Annotated in this window: 22 protein-coding genes; 15 read left to right on the top strand and 7 right to left on the bottom strand. The window is 73.7% G+C overall.

What is annotated here, in order from left to right:
- Positions 1-31 precede the first annotated feature (31 nt).
- The gene (locus tag ARTHRO9V_RS14670; protein ID WP_159828299.1) at positions 32-1,318 is read right to left on the bottom strand and encodes a glutamyl-tRNA reductase; all 1,287 of its coding nucleotides are present in this window, start codon (positions 1,316-1,318) and stop codon (positions 32-34) included.
- A gap of 153 nt (positions 1,319-1,471) precedes the next feature.
- On the opposite strand from ARTHRO9V_RS14670, the gene ARTHRO9V_RS14665 reads away from it, so the two are divergent.
- The 10 genes from ARTHRO9V_RS14665 to ARTHRO9V_RS14620 all read left to right on the top strand — a co-directional run bounded on the left by ARTHRO9V_RS14665 (position 1,472) and on the right by ARTHRO9V_RS14620 (position 10,007).
- Positions 1,472-2,485 (top strand): NADP-dependent oxidoreductase, encoded by a 1,014-nt coding sequence (locus tag ARTHRO9V_RS14665; protein WP_159828296.1) that lies wholly within the window; start codon positions 1,472-1,474, stop codon positions 2,483-2,485.
- Positions 2,486-2,606: 121 nt separating this feature from the next.
- Entirely contained in the window at positions 2,607-3,674 is a 1,068-nt protein-coding gene (hemE, locus tag ARTHRO9V_RS14660) for a uroporphyrinogen decarboxylase (RefSeq protein ID WP_236557063.1), read from the top strand.
- Positions 3,671-5,035: an NAD(P)/FAD-dependent oxidoreductase gene (locus ARTHRO9V_RS14655; protein WP_236557062.1), complete on the top strand. Its 1,365-nt coding sequence runs from the start codon at positions 3,671-3,673 to the stop codon at positions 5,033-5,035. The genes hemE and ARTHRO9V_RS14655 overlap by 4 nt, the downstream gene beginning before the upstream one ends.
- A gap of 117 nt (positions 5,036-5,152) precedes the next feature.
- Entirely contained in the window at positions 5,153-5,401 is a 249-nt protein-coding gene (locus tag ARTHRO9V_RS14650) for a hypothetical protein (RefSeq protein WP_043595360.1), read from the top strand.
- Positions 5,398-5,847, top strand: a complete 450-nt coding sequence (locus ARTHRO9V_RS14645) for a phage holin family protein (protein WP_054147459.1) — start codon at positions 5,398-5,400, stop codon at positions 5,845-5,847. Before ARTHRO9V_RS14650 ends, ARTHRO9V_RS14645 begins: the two co-directional genes overlap by 4 nt.
- A 47-nt stretch (positions 5,848-5,894) precedes the next feature.
- The gene (locus ARTHRO9V_RS14640) at positions 5,895-6,122 is read left to right on the top strand and encodes a DUF3618 domain-containing protein (protein ID WP_158612897.1); all 228 of its coding nucleotides are present in this window, start codon (positions 5,895-5,897) and stop codon (positions 6,120-6,122) included.
- A 112-nt stretch (positions 6,123-6,234) separates the two neighbouring features.
- A complete protein-coding gene (gene hemQ, locus ARTHRO9V_RS14635; protein WP_082460100.1) occupies positions 6,235-7,008 on the top strand; it encodes a hydrogen peroxide-dependent heme synthase in 774 nt (257 codons plus the stop codon).
- Entirely contained in the window at positions 7,005-8,228 is a 1,224-nt protein-coding gene (locus tag ARTHRO9V_RS14630) for a ferrochelatase (protein ID WP_159828293.1), read from the top strand. The genes hemQ and ARTHRO9V_RS14630 overlap by 4 nt, the downstream gene beginning before the upstream one ends.
- 4 nt (positions 8,229-8,232) lie before the next feature.
- Positions 8,233-9,219 (top strand): hydroxymethylbilane synthase, encoded by a 987-nt coding sequence (hemC, locus tag ARTHRO9V_RS14625; RefSeq protein ID WP_159828290.1) that lies wholly within the window; start codon positions 8,233-8,235, stop codon positions 9,217-9,219.
- Entirely contained in the window at positions 9,216-10,007 is a 792-nt protein-coding gene (locus ARTHRO9V_RS14620) for a uroporphyrinogen-III synthase (protein WP_043595220.1), read from the top strand. Before hemC ends, ARTHRO9V_RS14620 begins: the two co-directional genes overlap by 4 nt.
- A gap of 41 nt (positions 10,008-10,048) precedes the next feature.
- Here the strand turns inward: ARTHRO9V_RS14620 and bla are convergent, their stop codons facing one another.
- On the bottom strand, positions 10,049-11,011 hold the full coding sequence (gene bla / locus ARTHRO9V_RS14615; RefSeq protein WP_159828287.1) for a class A beta-lactamase: 963 nt from the start codon (positions 11,009-11,011) through the stop codon (positions 10,049-10,051).
- A gap of 95 nt (positions 11,012-11,106) precedes the next feature.
- Between bla and ARTHRO9V_RS14610 the strand changes: the two genes are divergently transcribed.
- The 3 genes from ARTHRO9V_RS14610 to ARTHRO9V_RS14600 are packed head-to-tail and all read left to right on the top strand — an operon-like array spanning position 11,107 to position 15,301.
- The gene (locus tag ARTHRO9V_RS14610; RefSeq protein ID WP_201298953.1) at positions 11,107-12,075 is read left to right on the top strand and encodes an ABC transporter ATP-binding protein; all 969 of its coding nucleotides are present in this window, start codon (positions 11,107-11,109) and stop codon (positions 12,073-12,075) included.
- Between the two features lie 14 nt (positions 12,076-12,089).
- Positions 12,090-13,139 (top strand): iron-siderophore ABC transporter substrate-binding protein, encoded by a 1,050-nt coding sequence (locus tag ARTHRO9V_RS14605; protein ID WP_305038409.1) that lies wholly within the window; start codon positions 12,090-12,092, stop codon positions 13,137-13,139.
- An 8-nt stretch (positions 13,140-13,147) separates the two neighbouring features.
- A complete protein-coding gene (locus ARTHRO9V_RS14600; protein ID WP_305038408.1) occupies positions 13,148-15,301 on the top strand; it encodes an iron ABC transporter permease in 2,154 nt (717 codons plus the stop codon).
- A 141-nt stretch (positions 15,302-15,442) separates the two neighbouring features.
- On the opposite strand, the gene ARTHRO9V_RS14595 is transcribed toward ARTHRO9V_RS14600, so the two are convergent.
- From ARTHRO9V_RS14595 to ARTHRO9V_RS14580, 4 genes are all read right to left on the bottom strand, one after another.
- The gene (locus ARTHRO9V_RS14595) at positions 15,443-15,904 is read right to left on the bottom strand and encodes a DUF2809 domain-containing protein (RefSeq protein ID WP_159828284.1); all 462 of its coding nucleotides are present in this window, start codon (positions 15,902-15,904) and stop codon (positions 15,443-15,445) included.
- 38 nt (positions 15,905-15,942) lie between these two features.
- Positions 15,943-17,244, bottom strand: a complete 1,302-nt coding sequence (locus tag ARTHRO9V_RS14590) for a hypothetical protein (RefSeq protein ID WP_159828281.1) — start codon at positions 17,242-17,244, stop codon at positions 15,943-15,945.
- Between the two features lie 145 nt (positions 17,245-17,389).
- Entirely contained in the window at positions 17,390-19,000 is a 1,611-nt protein-coding gene (locus ARTHRO9V_RS14585) for a GMC family oxidoreductase (protein WP_159828278.1), read from the bottom strand.
- Positions 18,997-20,484: an alpha/beta hydrolase gene (locus ARTHRO9V_RS14580; RefSeq protein ID WP_159828275.1), complete on the bottom strand. Its 1,488-nt coding sequence runs from the start codon at positions 20,482-20,484 to the stop codon at positions 18,997-18,999. The genes ARTHRO9V_RS14585 and ARTHRO9V_RS14580 overlap by 4 nt, the downstream gene beginning before the upstream one ends.
- Before the next feature lie 240 nt (positions 20,485-20,724).
- Between ARTHRO9V_RS14580 and ARTHRO9V_RS14575 the strand changes: the two genes are divergently transcribed.
- Positions 20,725-20,877 (top strand): hypothetical protein, encoded by a 153-nt coding sequence (locus ARTHRO9V_RS14575; protein ID WP_157485223.1) that lies wholly within the window; start codon positions 20,725-20,727, stop codon positions 20,875-20,877.
- Between the two features lie 20 nt (positions 20,878-20,897).
- Entirely contained in the window at positions 20,898-21,242 is a 345-nt protein-coding gene (locus ARTHRO9V_RS14570) for a ribonuclease E inhibitor RraB (protein WP_123570990.1), read from the top strand.
- Between the two features lie 106 nt (positions 21,243-21,348).
- Here the strand turns inward: ARTHRO9V_RS14570 and ARTHRO9V_RS14565 are convergent, their stop codons facing one another.
- Positions 21,349-22,182, bottom strand: a complete 834-nt coding sequence (locus tag ARTHRO9V_RS14565; RefSeq protein WP_159828271.1) for an SDR family NAD(P)-dependent oxidoreductase — start codon at positions 22,180-22,182, stop codon at positions 21,349-21,351.
- Between the last annotated feature and the right edge of the window lie 12 nt (positions 22,183-22,194).

The following is a 22,194-nucleotide window of genomic DNA, read 5'->3' as shown; positions in this document are numbered from 1 at the left end:
GTCGGCCCGGTGCGCCGGCGTCCGGGGGCGATCAGCCCGCCGAGGCCTGTCGCTCGTCGTCGACCGCGCGCAACGGCGACGACGAGGAGGCGCGGCGCCCGTCGGTCACGCCGAAGAGCGCCTCGAGGGCGTCGCGGAACTCGTCGCCCCGGCCCTCTCGGGCGAGCTCGCGCGCCCGGACGGAGGGGGTGTGCAGCAGCACGCCGGCGAGGTGTCGCAGGGCCGATTCGGTGCGGTCGGACGAATCCCCGCGCGACCGTGCGCGCTCGATCTCGGCGTCGAGCAGGTCGAAGACGTGCTTGCGCAGCGCGACGACGGACGGCGTGAGCGACTGTTCGGCGGCGACGGCCTGGAACTCGGCGGCCGCGGACGAGACGAGGGCGCGGGCGTCGTCGGCCGCGCTGAGCTGGGGAAGCGGCGCGTGCAGGCTGATGGTCTCGAGGTCGAGCAGCTCGACGCCCTCGACGCCGGCGACGAGCGGGTCGACGTTGCGGGGCAGCCCGAGGTCGATCACGAGCCGGCGGCCGCCGGGGAGGACGACGTCGCGGGTGACGACCGGCTCGGTGGTCGAGGTGCAGGTGATCAGCACGTCGCTCCAGGCGACGGCGGTGGCGAGGTCGTCGTACGGCGTCGCGGCGTGCTTGAGGCCGAACCACTCGGCGCGGCCCGAACCCGAGTAGACGGCGAGCTGGTCGGCGCCACGGTCGCGGAGAGCGGCGACGGTGGTGGCCGCGTACTGGCCGGTGCCCACGATGAGGACGCGCGCCTCGGACCAGTCGGTCACCCGTGAGGACGCCAGCTCGAGCGCGAGGCGCACGAGTGACCGACCCGCGCCTCCGACGTTGGTCTGGTTCTTGATGCCCCGGGAGGTCTGAGACGCCTTCTGGAAGAGGCGCTCGAGGTCGCGCGAGGTCGTGCCGTCGTGGCGGGCGCGCTCGAGCGATCGGCGCACCTGGCCCGAGATCTCGTCCTCGCCGACGACGACGGACTCGAGGCCCGAGCTGACGGCGAACAGGTGCTCGACGACCTCGTCGCCCGTGATGACCCGGACGCTGTCGCGCAGGTCGTCGGGCTCGACGCCGCTGGCGGTGCTCATGGTCTCGATCGTGGCCTCGACGGCCAGGGCGCTGCCGGCGGTAAGGGGCTCGTCGACGTCGAGGTAGGCCTCGAACCGGTTGCAGGTCGCGAGCACGACCGCGCCGCTGACGAAGTCGCTGCCGTCGACCAGGGTGCCCGCCGCCGAGGGTGCGCCGATGCTCAGCCTCTCGAGGAGGTCGAAGCTGGCGTTCTGGTGGGACGCCGTGAGGCAGATGAGCACTGAGTGATCCTAACTCTGATCGGCGTTTTCGGCTGGGCGTTGACTCGACGTCGAGTGGCCGGGAATGCCACACGACGGTTGCAGCTTGCAACAACGGAGCCCGGGGCCGCATTCCGACCGCCGGCCCGCACCGCATCGAACCAAGGAGACACCATGACCTCGACCACCAGCATCCAGTGGCAGCTCGTCGCCCGCCCGCACGGCGAGCCCACCCCCGACGACGTCGCCCGCGTCGAGGTGACCCTGCCCGAGCTCGGCGACGGCGAGGTCCGCGTGCAGAACGAGTTCCTGTCGGTCGACCCCTACATGCGCGGTCGCATGAACGACGTGAAGTCGTACGTCCCGCCCTTCGCCCTCGGCGAGACCATGACCGGCGGGGCCGTCGGCCGCATCGTCGAGTCGCGTTCGGACGACCTGCCGGTCGGCACCGTCGTGCTGCACGAGCAGGGCTGGCGCGACGTGGCCCAGGGAGGCGCGGCCATGTTCCGTGCCGTGCAGCCCGTCGACGGCGTGCCCCTGTCGGCGTACCTGGGCGTGCTCGGCCTCACCGGCCTGACGGCGTACGTCGGCCTCACCGAGATCGCCGGCATCCGCGAGGGCGACGTCGTCTTCGTGTCGGGTGCCGCCGGGGCCGTCGGCACCATGGTCGGCCAGATCGCGCGCCTCAAGGGAGCCTCGCGCGTGATCGGCAGCGCCGGTTCGGCCGAGAAGGTCGAGCTGCTGACCTCGAAGTACGGCTTCGACGCCGCGTTCAACTACAAGGACGGCGACGTCTCCGAGCTGCTCGCCGAGGCCGCGCCCGACGGCATCGACCTCTACTTCGACAACGTCGGCGGCGACCACCTGTCGGCCGCCCTCGCCTCGTTCCGCACCGGCGGTCGTGCCGCACTCTGCGGCTCGATCGCGAACTACAACTCCACCGGCGCCCCGGTCGGCATCACGGGCATGACCAACATGGTCACCCGCGGTCTGACGATGAAGGGCTTCACGTTGGGCGACTACCGCCACCTCGCACCCGCGTTCCAGGCCGAGATGGGCCCCTGGCTCTCCGCCGGCGACGTCGTGTACGACGAGACCGTCGTCGAGGGCGTCGACAACGCGTTCGACGCCTTCACCGGGCTGATGCGCGGCGACAACGTCGGGAAGATGGTCGTCGCGGTCTCCTGACCCGCGCCTCCTCGTCCGCTCGCGCGTTCGAGGCGATCCGACCGGGACGGTCCCGCCGTGGCGGGGCCGGCCGCGGGTCGCCTCGACGCGACGTCCAGCGGGCGATGGGACAATCGACCACGTGACCCAGACCTCCGCCCTGCCCGAGCAGCACCCGCTGGCCGCCGGCCTCACGACGCGTTCACCGCTGGTCCGTGCCCTGCGCGGCGACCGGCCCGAGACGCTGCCGGTGTGGTTCATGCGCCAGGCGGGGCGCTCGCTTCCCGAGTACCGCGAGCTGCGCGTCGGCACCGCCATGCTCGACGCCTGCCTCACGCCCGAGCTGGCGAGCGAGATCACGCTGCAGCCGGTCCGCCGTCACGGCGTCGACGCGGGCATCTTCTTCAGCGACATCGTCGTGCCGATCAAGCTGGCCGGCGTCTCGGTCGACATCGTCCCGGGTCGTGGTCCGGTGCTCGAGACGCCGATCCGCACGGCGGCCGACGTCGCGGCCCTGCGGCCGATCGACCCGGAGGCGCTGGCCCCGATCGCCGCGGGCGTCGCCCAGACCGTCGCGCAGCTGGGCAGCACGCCACTGATCGGGTTCGCCGGCGCCCCTTTCACCCTCGCCGCCTACCTCGTCGAGGGCGGGCCGTCGAAGGACCATATCCGCGCCCGTGCCCTCATGCACGGCGATCCCGAGACATGGGACGCCCTGCTCACCTGGGCCGCGGACGTGACCGGCGCCTTCCTGCGGGCGCAGGTGCTCGCCGGGGCGAGCGCCGCCCAGTTGTTCGACTCGTGGGTCGGGTCGCTCTCGCTGGCCGACTACACCGCGCACGTCGCCCGCCATTCGGCCCGTGCCCTCTCGCACGTCGCCGACCTCGACGTGCCCCGCATCCACTTCGGAGTGGGCAGCGGCGAGGTGCTGGCCGCCATGCGCGACGTCGGCACCGACGCCGTCGGGGTCGACTGGCGCATCCCGCTCGACGAGGCCTCGCGTCGCCTCGGTGGCTCCACCCCGGTGCAGGGCAACATCGACCCCGCCATGCTCCAGGCGCCGTGGGCCGTGCTCGAGGCGCACGTCCGCGACGTGGTCGAGCGTGGTCGGGCGGCCCCGGCGCACGTGCTCAACCTCGGCCACGGCGTCAGCCCCGACACCGACCCCGACGTGCTCACCCGCATCGTCGAGCTCGCGCACACGCTGTGACCCCGCCCGTCGTCACCCCGAGCGGCGTCGTCGACGTCGCCGTGGTGGGCGGCGGCATGGGCGGCATCGTGCTCGCCCGTGACCTGGCCGCCGCCGGGTTGGGCGTCGTGCTGTTCGAGGCATCCGACCGACTGGGCGGCGAGGTCTCGCGACACGTGGTCGCCGGCATCGCACTCGACGCCGGGGCCGAGAGCTTCGCGACCCGGGGCGGCACGGTCGCCGGTTTCGCCACCGAACTCGGCCTCGGCGACGACATCGTCCTGCCCGATCCCCGCGGGGCCTGGCTGCACGAAGCCGACGGCGAGTCCTTCCCCATCCCGCGAACGGGGCTGCTCGGCATCCCCGGCGACCCGTCCGCCGCCGACGTGCGAGCCGTCGTCGGCGAGGCCGGCGTGACCCGCGCGCTCGCGGACGCCGACCTGCCCGCCGAGATCGGGGCCGAAGAAACCACCCTGGGGGGTCTCGTCCGGGCGCGCATGGGTGACGAGGTCGTCGACCGGCTCGTCAGTCCCATCGTCTCGGGCGTCCACTCGCTCCACCCCGACCTGCTCGCCGTCGATCGCGTGGCCCCCGGGCTGCGCTCGGCCCTCCAGCGCGAGGGCAGCCTCGCCGCCGCCGTGCTCGGACTACGCGCCCTCGCCCCGGCCGGCTCGGCGGTGGCGGGCATCCGCGGCGGCCTCGCCCGGCTGGTCGACCCGATCGTCGCCGACCTCCAGCGGCACGGCGTCGACGTCCGCCTCGGCACCCGCGTCCGCTCGATCGACGAGACCGGCGTCGAGACCGCGGGCGGTGAGCACGTCCGGGCGAGACAGGTCGTGCTGGCCGTCGGGGACCACGACGCGGTGGCCCTGACGACCCGCGCCTCCTCGGTGCCGCCCGGAGCGATCACCCTCGCGACCCTCGTCGTCGACCGGCCGGAGCTCGACGCGGCGCCCCGGGGCACGGGCGTCCTCGTCGCCCCCGGCTCGACCGGACTCCGGGCCAAGGCCCTCACCCACGCGACCGTCAAATGGAGCTGGCTGGCCGAGCTCGCCGGGGGACGCCACGTGCTCCGGCTCAGCTTCGACTCGCCCGTCGTCGACCGCGACACACCCGACGCCGAGGTGCGCGACGCGGCGCTCGCCGACGCCTCGACCCTGCTCGGCGTCGACCTCGCCGCGCGCCACCTGGTCGGCTTCGGCCGGGCCACCTGGGACGCCCCGCGCCGGGCCGAGGCGGCGGTCGTCACCGAGCCCGTGGTCGAGGTCGTCCAGGCAGGAGGCGCGGTGGCGGGACGGGGGCTGGCCGCGATCATCGCCCACTCGCGTCGTCAGGCCGCCACCCTCGTGGCGGCGCTGTCGGCGCCCCCGTCCCGCGACTGAGGCCCCGGGGTCGGACCGCTTCGGTCCGGCGCGGGCGTCGGGCACCCGCCTCGGGCTACATTGGAGGGACGTGTGCGGCACATGCCGTCGCGCGTACGACCACGAATGGAGTCCCCCGTGCGAGGCAAACTGATCTTCGTCGCCGGAGCCGCTGTCGGATTCGTGCTGGGCGCCCGCGCCGGCCACGACCGGTACGAGCAGATCACCGAGAGGGCGTCCAAGGTCTGGAACAGCCGGGCCGTGCAGCGCCAGGTCGCCAAGGGCCAGGACTTCGCCGGTGCCAAGACGGCCGACGGCGTGGACGCCGTCGTCACCGGCATCACCCGGGGCATCTCCAAGGCCTTCGGCGGCGGCCGAAAGAAATGACCGACTCGACGCGCAGCGACAAGGTGCGGCACAAGACCAGGCCGCGGTCGCTCTTCGCCCTGGTGCAGGACGTCCCGACGCTGGTCACCGACCTGGTCAAGGGCGAGTTGGCCCTGCTCAAGTACGAGGTCATCGGCACGCTCAAGGCCTTCGGCATCGGTGCCGGCTTCCTGGTCGGGGCCCTGGTCTTCGTCTTCGCGATGCTCGGCGTCCTCCTGACCGGCATCGTCCTGCTGCTCGCCATCTGGCTTCCCGGCTGGGCGTCGGCCCTCATCGTCGCCGGCGTGCTGTTGCTCGTCGCCGCCCTGCTCGCGTTCCTCGGGTACAAGGCGATCAAGAAGGGGCTCCCGGCGGTCCCCGAGAAGACCATCGCGAGCCTCAAGGCCGACCTCAAGGCCGTCAAGGGCGTGGGGTCGATCCCCGGCGCCCGCCTCGACGAGCGCTGACGCGCCTCCTCGACACCCCCACCCTTCCCGTTCCCGACAGGAGCACCGTGAGCGACAGCAGCGACATCCAGGCCCACATCGACCGCACGCGCGCCGAGCTCGCCGCGACCCTCAACGAACTCGAGGACAAGCTGAACGTGCCCAAGCAGTTGGGCATCGCCGGGCACCGCGCCAAGGCCTCGTTCGACCGCGACAAGACCCCGTGGCTCGCCGCCGCCGGGGCGGGTGCGTTGGCCCTCGCGGGCGTCGTCGTCGCGGTCGTCAAGCGCCGCTGACCGCTCGCCCGGCTCGCCGGTCGGCTCGACCGCCGGCGGGCACCGGGTGCCGTTCGCTCGACCGGGAGCAACCTGGTTGGGCTCCCAGCGTGCCGAGAGGGAGAATGGCTGCATGAGTTCCAGCGCCGACGCGGCAGCGCCCGTACTGCCGACGTCCGATTCATCCGCAGCACCCGTCCAGACCGAGTCCGACGACGCCGCGGCGAGCACACCGCCACCCGTCGAACGCCTCGGCTACACACTCTGGGCCGTGCTGCGACGCGACCCGCAGAACCCCTACGCCCCCGAGCTCGACGACGTCCCGCAGCTCGACGCGGTCGTCGACGCCCTGGCGGGTCTCGGCGTGACCGTCCGTGGCTTCTACGACGTCAGCGCCCTGCGGGCCGACGCCGACATCATGATCTGGCTGCACGGCGAGGTGCCCGAGGCCGTCCAGTCGGCCTACCGGCAGCTGTTGCGCACCGACGTGCTGGGCGGCCTGCTGCCCACCTGGAACGCCATGGGCATGCACCGCGAGGCCGAGTTCTCGCGCAACCACAGCCCGGCCTTCATGCGGGGCAAGGCACCCGAGACCTGGTTGACGGTGTACCCGTTCGTGCGCAGCTACGAGTGGTACCTGCTGCCCGAGGCCGAGCGCCGTCAGATGCTCGCCGAGCACGGCAAGCAGGGCTCCGAGCACCGCGCGGTGCTGACGAACACCGTCGCCAGCTTCTCGCTCGGCGACTACGAGTGGATCCTCGCCCTCGAGGCTCCCGAGCTCGTCCAACTGGTCGACCTCATGCGCGACCTGCGCTACACCGAGGCCCGCCGCCACGTCCGCGAAGAGATCCCGTTCTTCACGGGCCGACGCATCCCCACCACCGACATCATCGAGGTCTTGTCGTGACCGACACCAGCAACATCACCAACGGGCAGCTCGTCCGCAACGCCACCCCCGCCGCGGCCTCCGGCCCCGAGCACGTCTCCGAGCCGACCGACTACGACGCCATCCTGCTGGCCGGCTTCGGCGGGCCCGAGGGGCAGGACGACGTCATCCCGTTCCTGCGCAACGTCACGCGCGGTCGGGGCATCCCCGAAGAGCGGCTCGAAGAGGTCGCGACGCACTACCGCCACTTCGGCGGCGTCAGCCCGATCAACGAGCACAACCGCGAGCTCAAGGCCGCCCTCGAGGCCGAGCTCGAGCGTCGCGGCATCGACCTGCCGGTCATCTGGGGCAACCGCAACTGGCAGCCCTACATGGCCGACGCCGTGCGCGAGGCCGACGAGCGCGGGTTCCGCAAGCTCATCGCGGTCGCGACCAGCGCCTACTCGTCCTACAGCTCGTGCCGCCAGTACCGCGAGGACTTCGCCATGGCGCTCGACGCCACCGGCCTCGAGGGCACCATGCAGATCGACAAGGTCCGCCAGTTCTTCGACCACCCCGGTTTCGTCCAGCCGTTCATCGACGGCGTGCGCGACGCGCTCGTCGCGGCTCGCGCCGAGAACGAGGGGCTCGACCTCGCGACCGAGGTCCAGGTGCTCTTCGCCACGCACTCGATCCCGTCGACCGACGCGGCCAAGAGCGGCCCCGAGGCGCGCGGCTTCGACGCCGACGGTGCCTACGCCGCCCAGCACAAGGCCGTCGCCGAGGTCGTCATGGCCGCGGCCGAGGCCGCCCTCGACCTCGACCTGCCCGAAGGGGGTGGCACCACCGTCCCCTGGCAGCTCGTCTACCAGTCGCGCAGCGGCCCGCCCTCGATGCCGTGGCTCGAGCCCGACATCAACGACGCCATCGACGACCTGGCCGGCGGTCCGACCCGCGCCGTCGTCATCGTGCCGCTCGGGTTCGTGAGCGACCACATGGAGGTCATGTGGGACCTCGACAACGAGGCGATGGAGACCAGCGAGAAGAACGGTTTCTGGGCGACGCGCACCCCGACGCCGGGCATCGACCCGAACTACGTCACCGGGCTCGTCGACCTCGTGCTCGAGCGTCGTGACGGCGTCCCCGCCGAGGATCGCCCCCATGTGACCGACCTCGGGCCCTGGTACGACGTCTGCCGTCCCGGCTGCTGCGAGAACGTGCGACTGGGCTTCAAGCCCGCCCTGTCCGGCCTGGTCCCCTGACCCCGTGGCGACCATCCGCATCGGAACTCGGGGCAGCGCGCTGGCCGTCGCCCAGTCGACCACCGTCGCCGACCGCATGGCGGCCGCGACCGGCCACGACGTCGAACTCGTCCGCATCAAGACCGAGGGGGACCGCTCGCAGGGCACCGGCGAGTCGCTGGCGTCGCTCGGGGGCACCGGCGTGTTCGCCAGCGCCCTGCGCGAGGCGCTCCTCGCGGACGAGTGCGACGCCCTCGTGCACTCGCTCAAAGACCTCCCCACCGCCACGCACCCCGGTCTCGTCATCGGGGCGACGCCCGGTCGGGCGGATGCCCGCGACGCCCTCTGCGCGCGCGACGGGCTGACCCTCGAAGGACTGCCCCAGGGTGCCCGCGTCGGCACGGGATCGCCGCGTCGTGCTGCCCAGCTGCTCTCGCGACGTCCCGACCTCGAGGTCGTCGACATCCGCGGCAACGTCGACACGCGGCTCGGTCGCGTCGGCGTCGACCTCGACGCCGTCCTGCTCAGCGCGGCGGGTCTCGGCCGCCTGGGACGCCTCGACGCCGCGACCGAACTGCTGGGGCTCGGCTTCTGGCCCAGTGCGCCCGGCCAGGGCTCGCTCGCCGTCGAGGTCCGCGAAGGCGACCCCGACGAGGCACTCGCCCGCGGACTGGCCGCCATCGAGGACGAAGAGACCCGCCTCGTGGTGACGGCCGAGCGGGCCGTGCTGGCCGGGCTCGAGGCCGGTTGCGCGGCACCCGTCGGTGCCAGTGCCGTCGTCGACGCCGGGTTGCTGCTGCTCAGCGCGACCGTCTACAGCCCCGACGGCGGCCGTCGCCTCAGCTCGTCGCACGCCGTCTCCCTCGACGACGGTCCCCTCGTCGCGCGCCTCGCCGACGTCCACGAGGTCGCCGGCCGTGTCGTCGACGAGCTGCTCGACTCCGGTGCGGCCGAGTTCGCCCCGTTGGGCGGCGGACCGGCCGGCGGTGACCCCCTGGGCAGCGCCACGTGACCGCCGACAAGCCGCTCAAGGGCGTGCGCGTCCTGGTGCCGCGCGGTGGCAAGTGGGGCGACGGGGTCGCGGCCTCGCTCCGGTCGCGCGGTGCCGCCCCGGTGATCGCCCCCCTCATCAACTTCGCCCCGGCCGAGACGCCCGAGCTGCTCGCCGCGGCCCTGGCCCGCCTCGAGTCCGGCGTCTACGAGTGGCTCGTCGTCACGAGTGCCACCACGGTCGACGTCCTGGTCGGCAACGGCATCCGGCCCCCTGCCTCGACCCGGGTCGCCGCGGTCGGCGAGACCACCGCCGCCGCCCTGAGCCTGGCGGGCATCCGCGTCGACTTCGTCCCCGAGGGCGACAACTCGGCCCGCGGACTCGTGAAGGAGTGGCCGGCCGACGAGGTCACCGGTCGCGTGCTCGTCCCGCAGTCCGACCTCGCCGAGCCGACACTCGTCGCCGGACTGTCGGCCCGCGGGTTCGACGCCGAGTTCGTCTCGGCGTACCGCACGGTGGGCGTTCCCGTCTCGGCCGAGGTGCGCGACGGAGTCGCCGACGGCTCGATCGGCGTCCTCCTCGTGACCTCGGGCAGCGTCGCCCGCCAGATCGCCGCCCAGCTGGCGCCCCTGCCCCCGCAGACCCTCGTCGCGTGCATCGGCCCGCGCACCGCCTTCGACGCCCGTGCCGCGGGGCTGCCCGTGCACCTGATCGCCGAGACCCGATCGGCGGCCGCCCTCGTCGAGGCCGTGGTGGACCACGCCCTCGACGGCCCGTCCGCCGGAACGCCCCCCACCGAGAAGGACTGATGTCCGAATTCCCCCGAGTACCCTGATCCGGGCCGGCCGGGTCAGCGGGCGGCGGCGACGGCGGTGAGGGCGACCTCGGCCACGGCGGCGACGAGGGAATCGTCGTACTCGGCGGCCGGGTCGTTGCGTGTGGTGAGCACCGAGATCACCACGGGGGCGCCCGACGGGGGCGTGGCGATCGCGACGTCGTTGCGGATGCCGCCCGCGCCTCCTGACTTGTCGGCGACCTGCCAGCCGTCGGGAGCGCCGGCCCGGATCAGGGTGTCGCCGGTCGCGTTGCCCGACATCCACTCGAGCAGGGTGGCGCGGTCGTCGGCGGCGAGCCAGTCGCCGTCGGTGATGCGGGCGAGGGTGGCGGTGAAGGCGGCGGGCGTGGTCGTGTCGGCCGTGCTGCCCGGGGTGAGCCGGTTGAGCTCGGGCTCGCCGTGGACGACGTCGGTCACGTCGTCGCCCTGCGCGGCGAGGGCGGCGTCGAGCCCGGCCGGGCCGCCGAGCTCGGCGAGCACCAGGTTCAGCGCCGTGTTGTCGCTCTGCCGGACGGCCGCCTCGGCGAGCTGCCGCAGCGGGAGCCCGTCGGCGACGTGCTCGCTGGTCAGCGGCGAGTACCCCGCGGCGTCGACCTCGGCCTGGGTCCAGGTGACGACGCGATCCAGGTCGGCGTCGTCGGTCGCGTCGAGCAGGGCCGCCACGGCGAACGCCTTGAGGCTCGACGCGTACCCGAAGCGCTCGTCGGCGCGGTGGTCGAGGGTCGCGCCCGAGCCGGTGTCGAGCACGGAGAGGCCGACGCGCGCGTCGTACCTGGCCTCGAGGTCGGTCAGCGCGGCCTCGACCCCGGGGGTCGCGAGGTCGGGCGCGACGATCGGGCTGGGCAGGGGGACCGGCGTCGCGGTCGGGCTCGGGGCGGGTGCCGAGGGCCCGGGCGTCGAGCAGCCGGTCAGCGCGAGTCCCAGGCCCAGGGCGCTGGCCGTCAGAAGGGTCGTCGTCTTCGTCGTCCGGGAGGTCATCGGTCCAGTCTCGCCGACGCCCCGGAGGCGCGGGTCGGCTCGACGTCGAGAGGTCGGGTTGCGGCACCGGGGTGAGGTTAGGCTAACCTAAGCGCGTGACCACCGACCTGCCCCTCGCGGCCACCGCACCCGCCTCGGCCACCCTCCGTGCCGACGACGTCTCGGTCGCCTACGACGGCGTCGACGTCGTCCGCGGAGCCCGCCTCGAGCTGCGCCCCGGCTGCGTCACCGCCCTCGTCGGCCCGAACGGCAGCGGCAAGTCGACGTTGCTGCGCACCCTCGCCCGGCTGCAGAAGCCGCGCACGGGCTCGCTGACCCTCGCCGCGCCTCCTGCGGGGGTCGAGTGGTCCGAGAACGTCGTCCGCGCCTCGGGGAAGGACGATTCGCGACCACTCGACCGCGCGAGCGCGAGCACGAGTGCGAGCGCGGACGCGGGCGACGAGACGGTCGACGGGTTCGAGCTGTCGCTGCGGCAGTTCGCGCGGCGCGTGGCGCTGCTGACGCAGGGGCGCCCGACCCCCGGCGGCCTCAGCGTGCGCGACGTCGTCGAGTTCGGCCGCTACCCGCACCGCGGCCGCTGGGGGCGTTCCGACCCCGACGGCCCCGCCGCCGTCGACCGCGCGCTCGGGCTCACCGGTGTCGCCGACCTCGCCGACCGAGGCGTCGACCAGCTCTCGGGCGGTCAGCTGCAGCGCGTCTGGCTGGCCAGCTGCCTCGCGCAGGACACCGGGGTGCTGCTGCTCGACGAGCCCACCACCTACCTCGACCTGCGCTACCAGGTCGAGCTGCTCGACCTCGTGCGCGACCTGGCCGACTCGGGCCGCATCGCGGTCGGAGTCGTGCTGCACGACCTCGACCAGGCCGCCGCGCTCGCCGACCGCATCGTCGTGCTGAGCGAAGGCCGCATCGTCGCCGAGGGCGACCCCGGGAACGTGCTGACACCGCGCCTCCTGACCGACGTCTGGGGCATCCGCATCGACGTTGACACCGACCCCACCACCGGCCACCTGCGCACCCGCGCGATCGGCCGACACCACACCCGGGCCGAGACGCCCGTCCGATGAGAGAGACACCACCCGTGACCCAGCGCCTGATGACGACGCCCCGCCACACCCCGACCACCGGCGGCGCCGCCCGCCGCCCCGCCCGCCGACTGCTGACGGTCACCGCCGTCGCCGCGGCCGCGGCCCTGACCCTCGCCGGCTGCGGCACCACCGAGTCGGCCGACGCCGGCTCGACCTCGGGCAGCGGCGAGCAGATCACCCTGACCGACGGCACGGGGGCCGAGATCACCCTCGACGGTCCCGCGACGAAGGTCGTCGGCACCGAGTGGAACGTCGTCGAGGACCTCGTCGCCCTCGGCGTCGAACCCGTGGGCGTCGCCGACGTGAAGGGGTACAACGAGTGGGACGCCGCCGTGCCGCTCACCAACGAGCCGACCGACATCGGCACCCGCGGCGAGCCGAGCCTCGACACCGTCGCGTCGCTCGCACCCGACCTGATCGTCGCGACCGACGGCCTGAGCGCCGACGCCGTCGAGCAGCTGAAGGAGATCGCTCCCGTGCTGCAGATCACCTCGGCCGACGCCTCGCGCCAGATCGAGCACAGCATGGACAACCTCGACCTCATCGCCAAGGCCACCGGCACCGAGGAGAAGGCGACCGAGGTGAAGAAGGAGTTCACCGACGCCGTCGAGGCGGGCAAGCAGGCCCTCGCCGACGCCGGTCTCGCCGGTCAGCCCTTCGCCTTCGCCGACGCCTACGTCGACGCCGGCCAGGTGAGCATCCGCCCCTACGCCAAGGGCTCGCTCGTGTCCGACGTCACCGAGGAGCTCGGTCTGACGAACGCCTGGACCGTCGAGGGCGACGAGGCGTACGGCCTCGCCACGACCGACGTCGAGGGCCTCACGCAGCTGCCGGCCGACGTGCAGTTCCTGTACATCGACAACACCGCCGCCGGTGCCGACGACCCGTTCGCGGTGTCGCTCGCCTCGAACGCCGTCTGGACGTCGCTGCCCTTCGTGCAGTCCGGTGACGTGCACCGTCTCGACGACGGCATCTGGATGTTCGGCGGCCCCGCCGCGATGACCGCCTACGTCGACTCGCTGGTGTCGACCCTGACGAAGTAACCGGCACCGTGAGCACGACCGTCACCCCCACCGACCCCGTGCCGCCCCGGCTCGGCGAGCCCGCCGCCGGGCGCGACGAGCGGGCGCTCCGCGCGGCGCGAGCCCAGGAGGCGCGGCTCGCCGCCCCCCGCCGGGTCACGCTCGGGTCGGTGGGCGTGACGGTCGCGCTGGTCGCCGTCGTCGTGGTGCTCGCCCTCGTGGACGTCACGCAGGGCACCGCCGACGTCGGCGCCCGGCAGGTCTGGCAGGCGCTGACCGGCACCGCGACGGCAGGCGACGCGTCCGTGGTCGTGGCCTCGCGCCTCCCCCGGATGGTCGCCGGTCTGCTGGTCGGCGTCGCCCTCGGAGCCGCCGGTGCGGCCCTGCAACAGATGAGCCGCAACGTGCTCGCCTCGCCCGACACCCTCGCCGTCAACGCCGGCGCCTACGCGGCGCTCGCGGTCGCGGCCGTCACGGGGCTCAGCCTGCCCCTGCTCGCCTCGTCCGGCGTCGCGTTCGTCGGCGGGCTGCTCGCCGCGGGCCTCGTGCTCGCGGTGTCCGGGCTGGGCGCCGGCACCGTGCGGCTCGTGCTCGCCGGCAGCGCCCTCGCCCTCGGCCTGGCCTCGGTGACGAGCGCCCTGCTGCTGCTCTTCCCACAGCAGACCGCCGGGCTCTACGCCTGGGGCCAGGGCAGCATCTCGCAGAACGGCTTCGACGGCGTCGTCCAGCTCGCCCCGGTGATCGTCGTGGGGCTGCTCGTGCTCGTCGCGATGAACGTCCGCGTGGACGCCCTCGCGCTCGGGGACGACGCCGCCCGCAGCGTCGGCGTCGACGTCCGCACGACCCGCGTGGTGACCGTCCTCGCCGCCGTGCTGCTCTCGGCCGCCGCCGTCACCCTCGCGGGGCCGATCGGTTTCGTCGGCCTCTGCGCCCCCGCCCTCGTCCGCCTGCTGCGTCGGGCCGTGCCCTCCGTCCGCCGCTTCCTCGTCTTCCTGCCCCTCGCGGCCCTGGCGGGCGCCGCCCTCGTGCTCGGCGCCGACGTGCTGCTGCGCGCCCTGGTCGGTGCCGAGACGTCGGTCCAGGTGCCGACCGGCGTCGTGACCTCGCTGCTCGGGGCGGTCGTCCTCGTCGTGCTGGCCTTCCGTGCCCGCGACCACGGCGGCGTCACCCCGACCGACCGGCACCCCGTGGTCTCCCGCCTGCGGTTCGTGGTCGTCGTCGTGGTCGTGCTCGCCGCCCTCGTCGCCGTCGTCCTCGGCTCGGTGCTGCTCGGCGACGCCAAGCTGCTGCTCGGCGACGTCGCCAACTGGGTGGCCGGTCGGTCCGGCCGCGTCGTCACCTACGTGCTCGACACCCGCGTCCCCCGGGTCGTGGCCGCCCTCGCCGCGGGGGCGGCGCTGGCGCTCGCCGGCACGCTCGTGCAGGCCGTCACGCGCAACCCGCTCGCCGAGCCGGGCATCCTCGGCGTGACGGGCGGAGCCGGCCTCGGGGCCGTGCTGCTCGTCACCAGCGTGCCGCTCGCGACCGGCTGGGGCATCGCCGGCGCGGCGTTCGCCGGAGCCGTCGTGGCGGCCGTCGTCGTGTTCGGCCTCGCCTCCCGCGGTGGCTTCCCGCAGAACCGGCTCGTGCTGATCGGCATCGGCGTCTCGACGGCGACGGCGGCCGCGATCAGCCTGCTGATCGTCCTGACCGACCCGTTCAACGGCGCGAAGGCGCTGACCTGGCTGTCGGGTTCGACCTACGGCCGCACGCTGGACGATGCGCTGCCGGTGTCGCTGGTGCTCGTGGCCGCGCTCGTGGTGGTCGTGCTGCTGCGCCGTCGCCTCGACCTGCTCGGGGTGGACGACGACACCCCGCGCCTCCTCGGGGTCTCGCTCTCGCGGTCGCGCCTGGTCTTCCTGTCGCTCGCCGTGCTGCTCACGGCGACGGCCGTGGCCGCCGTGGGCGTGGTCGGATTCGTCGGACTCGTCGCCCCGCACGCCGCCCGGTCGCTGGTCGGACGGCGGCACGCGCGGGTGCTGCCCGTGGCCGTGCTGCTCGGCGCGGTGCTGGTCTGCGCCGCCGACGTGCTCGGCCGCACGCTGATCGCCCCGGCGCAGCTCGGCGCCGGCCTGCTGACCGCCGTCATCGGCACGCCGTACTTCGTCTGGCTGCTCTGGCGCGGGCGGGCCTCCGCGAGCTGACGCCCCGGCGCGCTGACGCCCGGCGCCCTGGGGCCCCGACGCGCTGGCCCCCTGGCCGGTCGAGTGGGCAGAAGGTGTCCTTCCCGCCTCGACGAAGGACGTTTTCTGCCCAGTCGACCCGCGCCTCCCGGGGTCGGGACGTCAGGAGGCGCGGCGCAGCACCCGGAGCAGCACCAGCCCCGCGACGCCCCCCGCCAGGTACCCGAGCAGGTCGGTCGCCACGAAGGTGGAGCCGAGCACCCACGCGACGGGCGGGAACGCGTCGGCGGCGGCGGCGGGCAGTCCGGTCAGCTGGAGCAGCTCGATGCCGACCGACGCCGCGGTGGCGGCCCCGGCCGCGACGGGGGCGACGAGGCTTGGGGCGACGAGGCGTGGGGCGACGAGTGCGAGCAGCAGGGCGAGCAGAACCGTGTAGAGCGCCGAGCCGAGCAGGTCGCCCGTCAGCCCGGGGACGGCGAGCTTCGCGACGACGCCGAGGGCGACGGTCGCCGCCGCCGCGACCGCCGTCAGCAGCCGCCGCCGCCGCGCCCGCGGCCGCAGTCGTCGAGCATCCCCCGGATCTGCGGCCCGCGGGTCGAGTGGTCCCGAATCGTCCTTCCGCACAGCGGGAGGGACGCTTCGCGACCACTCGACGGGCGGCGTCACGAGAGGCACCCGGTCTGGACGCCGAACGACAGGCCGTCGGCCGTGCCGCGGATGCTCGCCGACTCGATGCCGTCTGGACGGCCGGGAGGCGCGGACCAGTAGTCCCGGCCCATGGCGCGACCGGCCTGGTGGAACCCGTCGGCCGACCAACCGTCGACGACGGCGTCGAACGGGCCCTGGGCGTCGTCGTGGACGGTGAACACCGGCACGACCACCGAGCCGACCACCCGGGTGCCGTACTCGGTCTCGCACAGTTCGCGCCTGGTCTCGACCTCGGCCGGCACGCCCGTCGCCGCCACGGATGCCTCGACGTAGGCGCGCACGGCGGCCTCCTGCTCGGGCAGTTCGGCGAGCGGGCCCTCGTTGACGAACGGGCTCTCACCGATGTCGCCCGGCTGGGGCTCCGGACCGTCGTCGGGCTCGGGTGCGCCCAGCGGCAGGCCGATCCAGCCGGTCTCCGGGGTGGTCGCCCGAGGCTTCCGCACCCAGAACTCGGTGCGGCGGGCGACCCCGGCATCGGCCTGCTCGTCGGCCGCACCCCGCAGGACGGCGAGCACCGGATCGGGCTCGTAGGTCGAGACGTCGAGCGAAGGTCGACTGCTCGCGGTGACGTCACCAGGGGTGAAGGCCAGTCCGGTGACGCCGTCGAGCGCGAGCACCGCGTCGATCGTCGCGAGCATCGTCGGTGCCGGCGAGGTGGGGCTCAGGGCCACCGACGAAGGGACGGACGTCGTGGTCGTCGCCTGGCCGAGGTGGAGGGAGAAGGTCGGGCCAGCCGTGCCGAGGTGCGGCTGGACCGCCGCCGCAGCGTCCGCGAACGAGTTCCCGGGTGCGACGACCGCCGAGTAGGCGTAGCGGGTGGTGTCGACGGAGGCCAGGGTGCTCTCGCCGCGCAGGTCGCCCGCCAGTCCGACCTGGACCTCCGACGTCGGATCGACGGTGACCGGGGCGAGGCCCGGGCCGCCGGGGACGTCGAGGTCGATGTCGAGGGTGGTACCCGTGACGCCGTCGCCCACCACGCCGTCGACGAGGGCGGCGACCGCCAGGTCGGGGCCGTCCGCGGTGACCTCGACGTAGGCGTCCCAGGTGAAGGGGTCGTCCTTCGCGTCACGCTGCTGCAGGCGGGTCTCGACCGAGGCGACACCGTCGACGGCTGCGATCCGATCGGCGAGCTCGGCCAGGGACTGCTCGGACCCCTCGGGCGGTGGTTCGGCGAAGAAGCACGACGTGAGGCCGCACGCGACGACGACGGTCGCCACCGATGCCGCGATCGCCCGGTGCAGCGTGGGAGAGGCCATCTCTCGAGCCTACGAACGGGCGAGCCGGGTCGCGTCCGTCTCGGGGACCACGCCGCGCGCCGGGAGGACGACTCCGACCAGCCGAACGACGGCGCCACGGGGGCGTTCCTCGCCGACGCGACCCGCGCCTCCTGGGCGGTGGAGCTCAGGAGGCGCGGGTCGCGTGCTGCAGGTCAGGCCGCGTCGACGACGCGCGAGACGTCCGCGCCGACGCGCTCGCCAGGAAGCGGTCGGCGGTGCGCAGGCCGAGGGCCATGATCGTCAGGGCGGGGTTCGCGACGACGGCACTCGGGAAGACCGAGTTGTCGGCGACCCAGAGGTTCGGCACGTCGAAGCTGCGCCCGTCGGGGTCGACCACGGCCGTCGCCGGGTCGGTGCCCATGCGGCAGGTGCCGATCGTGTGCGCGGTGCGGGCCAGGACGCGGATGTCGCGGCCCCCGGCCGCCTCGACGATCGCGGTCATCGTCTCGACGGCGTGGTCGTCGATCGCCTTCTCGTTGTCGCCGGGCGTGAAGGTGACGACGACCTTGGGCATGCCGAACTCGTCGACCTCGTCGGACAGCGTCAGGCGGTTCTGTTCGCTCGGCAGGCATTCGGCGTTGATGCCGACGCCGGCCATGAAGCGGTAGTCGTCGAGCGCCTCCACGAGTTCGGGGCCCCAGAGGCCGGCACCGCGGGCCAGGGTCGTCGCGAGCGTCAACGGCATGGCGCCGAGGCTCTGGATCAGGTAGCCGCCGACGAAGTCGACGCCCTCGGGCCGCATCGTGTCTTCGGTGATGATCGACGACGGGTACCCGCGGTAGCCGCGCATCTCGGTGTCGAAGGTGCCCCAGACCTGCGTCGCGCCGTGGGCCATGAAGTTGCGACCGACCTGGTCGCTGCTGTTGGCGATGCCGGCGTGCAAGAGCAGGCGCGGGGTCTCGACGCCGCCCGCGCAGAGGAAGAGCGCGGCGGTGCGCTGGCGGTGCTCGACGCCGTCGCGGACGTAGACCACGGCCGACACCTCGCCGGCCTCGTCGAGCTCGATGCCCGTGACCATCGACTCGGGGCGGATCTCGGCCCCGTTCGCAACGGCCATCGGCAGGTAGCTGGTGTCCATGCTGACCTTGGCGCCGCTGCGGCACCCCTGGTGGCAGCTGCCGCAGCCGACGCAGGCCGGGCGGGTGCCGACGTGCTCCTGGCGCCAGTCACGGCTGACCAGGGCCGCCGGGGCGTCCGTCGCGCGGATGCCCAGCGCCTCGCACCCGCGGATCATCATGTCGCTCGACGCGTTGCGCGCGGGCGGCGGCATCAGGTACGACCGCGACGGGTCCCACGGGTAGTCCGCCGGGCCGGAGACGCCGACGAAGTGCTCGACCTCTTCGATGTACCCGATCAGCTCGGCGTGGTCGACCGGCCAGTCCTCGCCCTTGCCGGTGAGCGACTTGAGCTTGAGGTCGCGCTCGTCGGGACGGGGGGTGAAGGCGCCCCAGTGCAGGGTCGAACCGCCGACGCCCTTGCCGCTGTTGTTCTGGCCGAAGGCGGTCGGGGTCTCGCCGCCGCTGAGGCGCTCGTCCATCCAGTTGATCTTGACGGCCTCGATCTCGTCCTGCGTGTACTCGTCGGGCTCGAAGTTGCGGCCGGCCTCGAGGGCGACGACCGAGAGGCCCTGCAGGGCGAGCTTCGCCAGGATCGGGGCGCCACCGGCTCCGGTGCCGATCACGACCGCGTCGACGACCTCGGACTCGTCGTAGGTGCGTTGTCCGTCGAGCTTCATCGGGTGACCTCCATGGCTGGTTCCCAGCCCTCTCGTTGGCCGGCACCGAGCCGGCTGAATCCTTGCAGGGCGCGACCGGCACGGCCGTTCGCGAAACCGTCGAAGCCGATGCGTTCCATCGTCGCGGGGTGGGCGAGCCAGAGCTTGACCAAGTCGACGCGGCAGTCCTCGAACCACGCGGTGAGCTGCTCGACCGAGAAGGGGTGTGCCTCGTCGGGGCTGGGTTGCCCCGTGCGCCCGGGGGTGCCGCCGGTCATCCCGGCGTCGTCCTGGTCGCCGCCGTGGTGCGAGTCGCCGCCACCGCTGTCGCCGACCGTGCCGAGGGCGTCGTCGGGATCGCCCGCGACGATCGCGGCGAGCCGCTCGTCCTGCTGCTCGTAGGTCAGGCCGGTGAAGTCGGCGAGGGCGTCGAGGCCCAGCGCGTAGGCCTCGGGGTCGCTCGGCAGGTCGGCGTTGCGCCAGCCGTCGCCGTAGCCGGCGGCGAGCTGGGCGTCGACCCGCGCGGCGAGGTCGACCGAGTGGTCGGGGTCGTCCTGCGGCACGACGCGGGAGGCCACGGCACGCAACGTGGTCAGCTGCGCCTCGGTCAGCACCTGCGGGACGTAGCGCGGGTCGTCGGCGACGGCGCGCCGGGCGAGGATGCCGCGGGTGTTCGAGGCGGTGCGGCTCGAGGCGATGACGCGGGCGAAGTCGTCCGACATGACGGGAGCCCGCCCCGCGTCGTCGCGCCAGAAGTCGAGGATGGCCGAAGCGACCTCGGTCGGGCGCTCGAGCGGCAACAGGTGCCCCGCGCCGTCCAGGGTGAGGTGCGTGGCACGCGGGTAGACGGCGCCGTTCAGGCGACGCTGGGCGTCCTCGCCCAACGGCCCGTCGGCGCCCCCGGCGACGATCAGGGCGGGCACGTCGAGGGTGCCGACCTCGGCCGACCAGTCCTCGCGGCTGCCGCGGTCGAACCACGCGGTCCACGCCTCGGGGGAGGTGCGGTGCAGGTCGGCGAGGGCCTGGTCGTCGAGCGGCGTGGCCAGGGGAGCGCCGACGTTGTCGTCGACGAAGCTGCGGGCCGTGTCGGCGTCGAGCGGGCCGTCGGCGGCCGCGGCGATCATCTGCTCGCGGTTCGCCTCGCTCATGGGCTCGGGTGACGGCGGGGACGCCGCGAGCAGCACGACCCCGGCGAGGCCGAAGAGCCCGCCCTGCCCGGCGAGCGTGCGCGCGGCGACGATCGACGCGATCTTGCCACCCATGCTGTGACCGACGAGCAGCCAGCGGGTGGCGCCGTGCCGGCGGATCTGCCGGGTGACCTGACGGACCATGTCGTCGACGGTCACCCCGTCGGCCGTGGTGGCGTCGCCGAAGCCGGGCAGGTCGAGGGCGACCACCTCGACGTCGTCGCCGAGTGCCTCGGTGACGGGACCGTACTCGAGCCGGCTCATGCCGAGCGCGTGCAGGCAGAACAGGGTGGGGCGTGTGGTGGTGTCGCTGGTCACTCGGACTCCTCGGAGAAGACGTGGGGCCGGGTGACGTTCCCCGTCGTCCCGGCGGACTCGACGCTACGGCGCGCCACCGTCATCGGGCCGAATGAGGGCGTGCGGACCGTGCCGGTGGTACGACTGACTGCCCACCGCGGGTGGTCCCGACGCTGGGAGGCGTACCCCGAGGAGGCGCGGGCGGCGGATGCTCAGGAGTCGCGCCTTGTGCCCGCCCCGCCCGCCCGGGAGGATGGGCGGATGGAAACCGTCATCATCGCCCTCATGGTCATCGGGTCGATCGTCGTCATCTTCGGCATCGTCTTCTTCCTGGTCGCGGCGGTGTTGCCCACCCGTGCGCCCCGTGCCGACCGCCGGGGCCGCGGCGGACGTCCCGCCGCCCGCACCCGCTAGTCGGGGCCCGGGGTACGACGATGGACGAGGGACTCGTCGTCCACCTCCAGCGGTGTGCCGCCCAGCTGGTCACCCGCGACGAGCTCCGTGATCGGTTCGACCTCGCACGGACCGTCACGCACGCGGCCGACTTCTCGCGCCGATCGGCTGCCGAACGCGCGGCCGACGAACTCCGCACGGCGGGCTACGACGCGACCGTCACCCGGCACGGTCTGCTGGGGGCAGATCTCCGGGCCAGCCGGGAGGACGCGCTCGACGACGACCGCGCCGTGACCTTCACCCGAGAGGTGTTCGACGTCGTGCAGCGATCCGGCGGTCGGTACGACGGCTGGAGCGCCGAGGTCATCGCCGAAGCCCAGGCCTGACCCGCCTGCACCCGCCTGTGCCCCCGGGTCGCACCACCGAGGTGGTGTCGAACCGCCGATGTGCATGGTTCGACACCACGTCGGTGGTTCGACATCGCCTCTCGCCCTACGGGACGATCGCGTCGACGTAGCCGCCGTCGACCCGCAGCGCCCCGCCCGTCGTCGCCGAGGCGAAGCGCGAGCTGAGGTAGACCACCATGTTGGCGATCTCCTCCGGCTCGATCAGTCGCTGGATGAGCGACTGCGGCCGGTGCTTCAGCATGAACTCGTGCTGGGCCTCGTCCCAGGGCAGGTCGTCGCCGACCAGCTCGCGCACGAACTCCTCGACGCCACCCGTGTGCGTCGGCCCGGCGATGACGCTGTTGACCGTCACGCCCGAACCCGCGGCCGCCTTCGCGAACCCCCGCGACACCCCGAGCAGGGCCGTCTTCGACACCCCGTAGTGGATCATCTCGACCGGCGTCACGATCGCCGAGTCGCTCGCGATGTACTGCACCCGGCCCCAGCCGCGCTCCATCATGCCGGGCAGGTAGGCCCGCGTCAGGCGCACGGCCGACAGCACGTTCGTCTCGAAGTAGCGGCGCCACTCGTCGTCGTCGATGCTCAACGCGTCGGCCGAGCCGAAGACGCCGAGGTTGTTCACCAGCAGGTCGACCTCGGGGAAGGCCTCGACCGCCGCCTGCGCGCCCGCCTCGTTGGCCAGGTCGGCCGCGAGCGTGACGACCCGCGCCTCCCGGGTCCCGGCGTCGAGGGCCGCGAAGGCGGCGTCGCCGGCCAGCGAGTCGAGGAGGCGCGCTCGGGCCGCCCCCGTGGTCTCCGTCGAGCGTCCGTTCACGATGACGCGGGCCCCGGCGGCGGCGAGCCCCCGGGCGATCGCGAAGCCGATGCCCTGGGTCGAGCCGGTGACGAGTGCGGTGGTGCCGTCGAGTTCGATCTTCATGGGACCATCCTG

This window comes from Frigoribacterium sp. 9N (assembly GCF_902506305.1).
Classification (GTDB): Bacteria; Actinomycetota; Actinomycetes; order Actinomycetales; family Microbacteriaceae; genus Frigoribacterium.
The sequence above is the reverse complement of the archived record's forward strand: the minus strand, read 5'-3'. Positions and strand labels throughout refer to the sequence as shown.

Coding starts and splice junctions, on each gene's coding strand:
- ARTHRO9V_RS14665 (WP_159828296.1), top strand. CDS start 1,472: ATGACCTCGACCACCAGCATCCAGTGGCAGCTCGTCGCCCGCCCGCAC.
- ARTHRO9V_RS14645 (WP_054147459.1), top strand. CDS start 5,398: ATGACCGACTCGACGCGCAGCGACAAGGTGCGGCACAAGACCAGGCCG.
- hemQ (WP_082460100.1), top strand. CDS start 6,235: ATGAGTTCCAGCGCCGACGCGGCAGCGCCCGTACTGCCGACGTCCGAT.
- bla (WP_159828287.1), bottom strand. CDS start 11,011: ATGACCTCCCGGACGACGAAGACGACGACCCTTCTGACGGCCAGCGCC.
- ARTHRO9V_RS14590 (WP_159828281.1), bottom strand. CDS start 17,244: ATGGCCTCTCCCACGCTGCACCGGGCGATCGCGGCATCGGTGGCGACC.
- ARTHRO9V_RS14585 (WP_159828278.1), bottom strand. CDS start 19,000: ATGAAGCTCGACGGACAACGCACCTACGACGAGTCCGAGGTCGTCGAC.
- ARTHRO9V_RS14575 (WP_157485223.1), top strand. CDS start 20,725: ATGGAAACCGTCATCATCGCCCTCATGGTCATCGGGTCGATCGTCGTC.
- ARTHRO9V_RS14570 (WP_123570990.1), top strand. CDS start 20,898: ATGGACGAGGGACTCGTCGTCCACCTCCAGCGGTGTGCCGCCCAGCTG.
- ARTHRO9V_RS14565 (WP_159828271.1), bottom strand. CDS start 22,182: ATGAAGATCGAACTCGACGGCACCACCGCACTCGTCACCGGCTCGACC.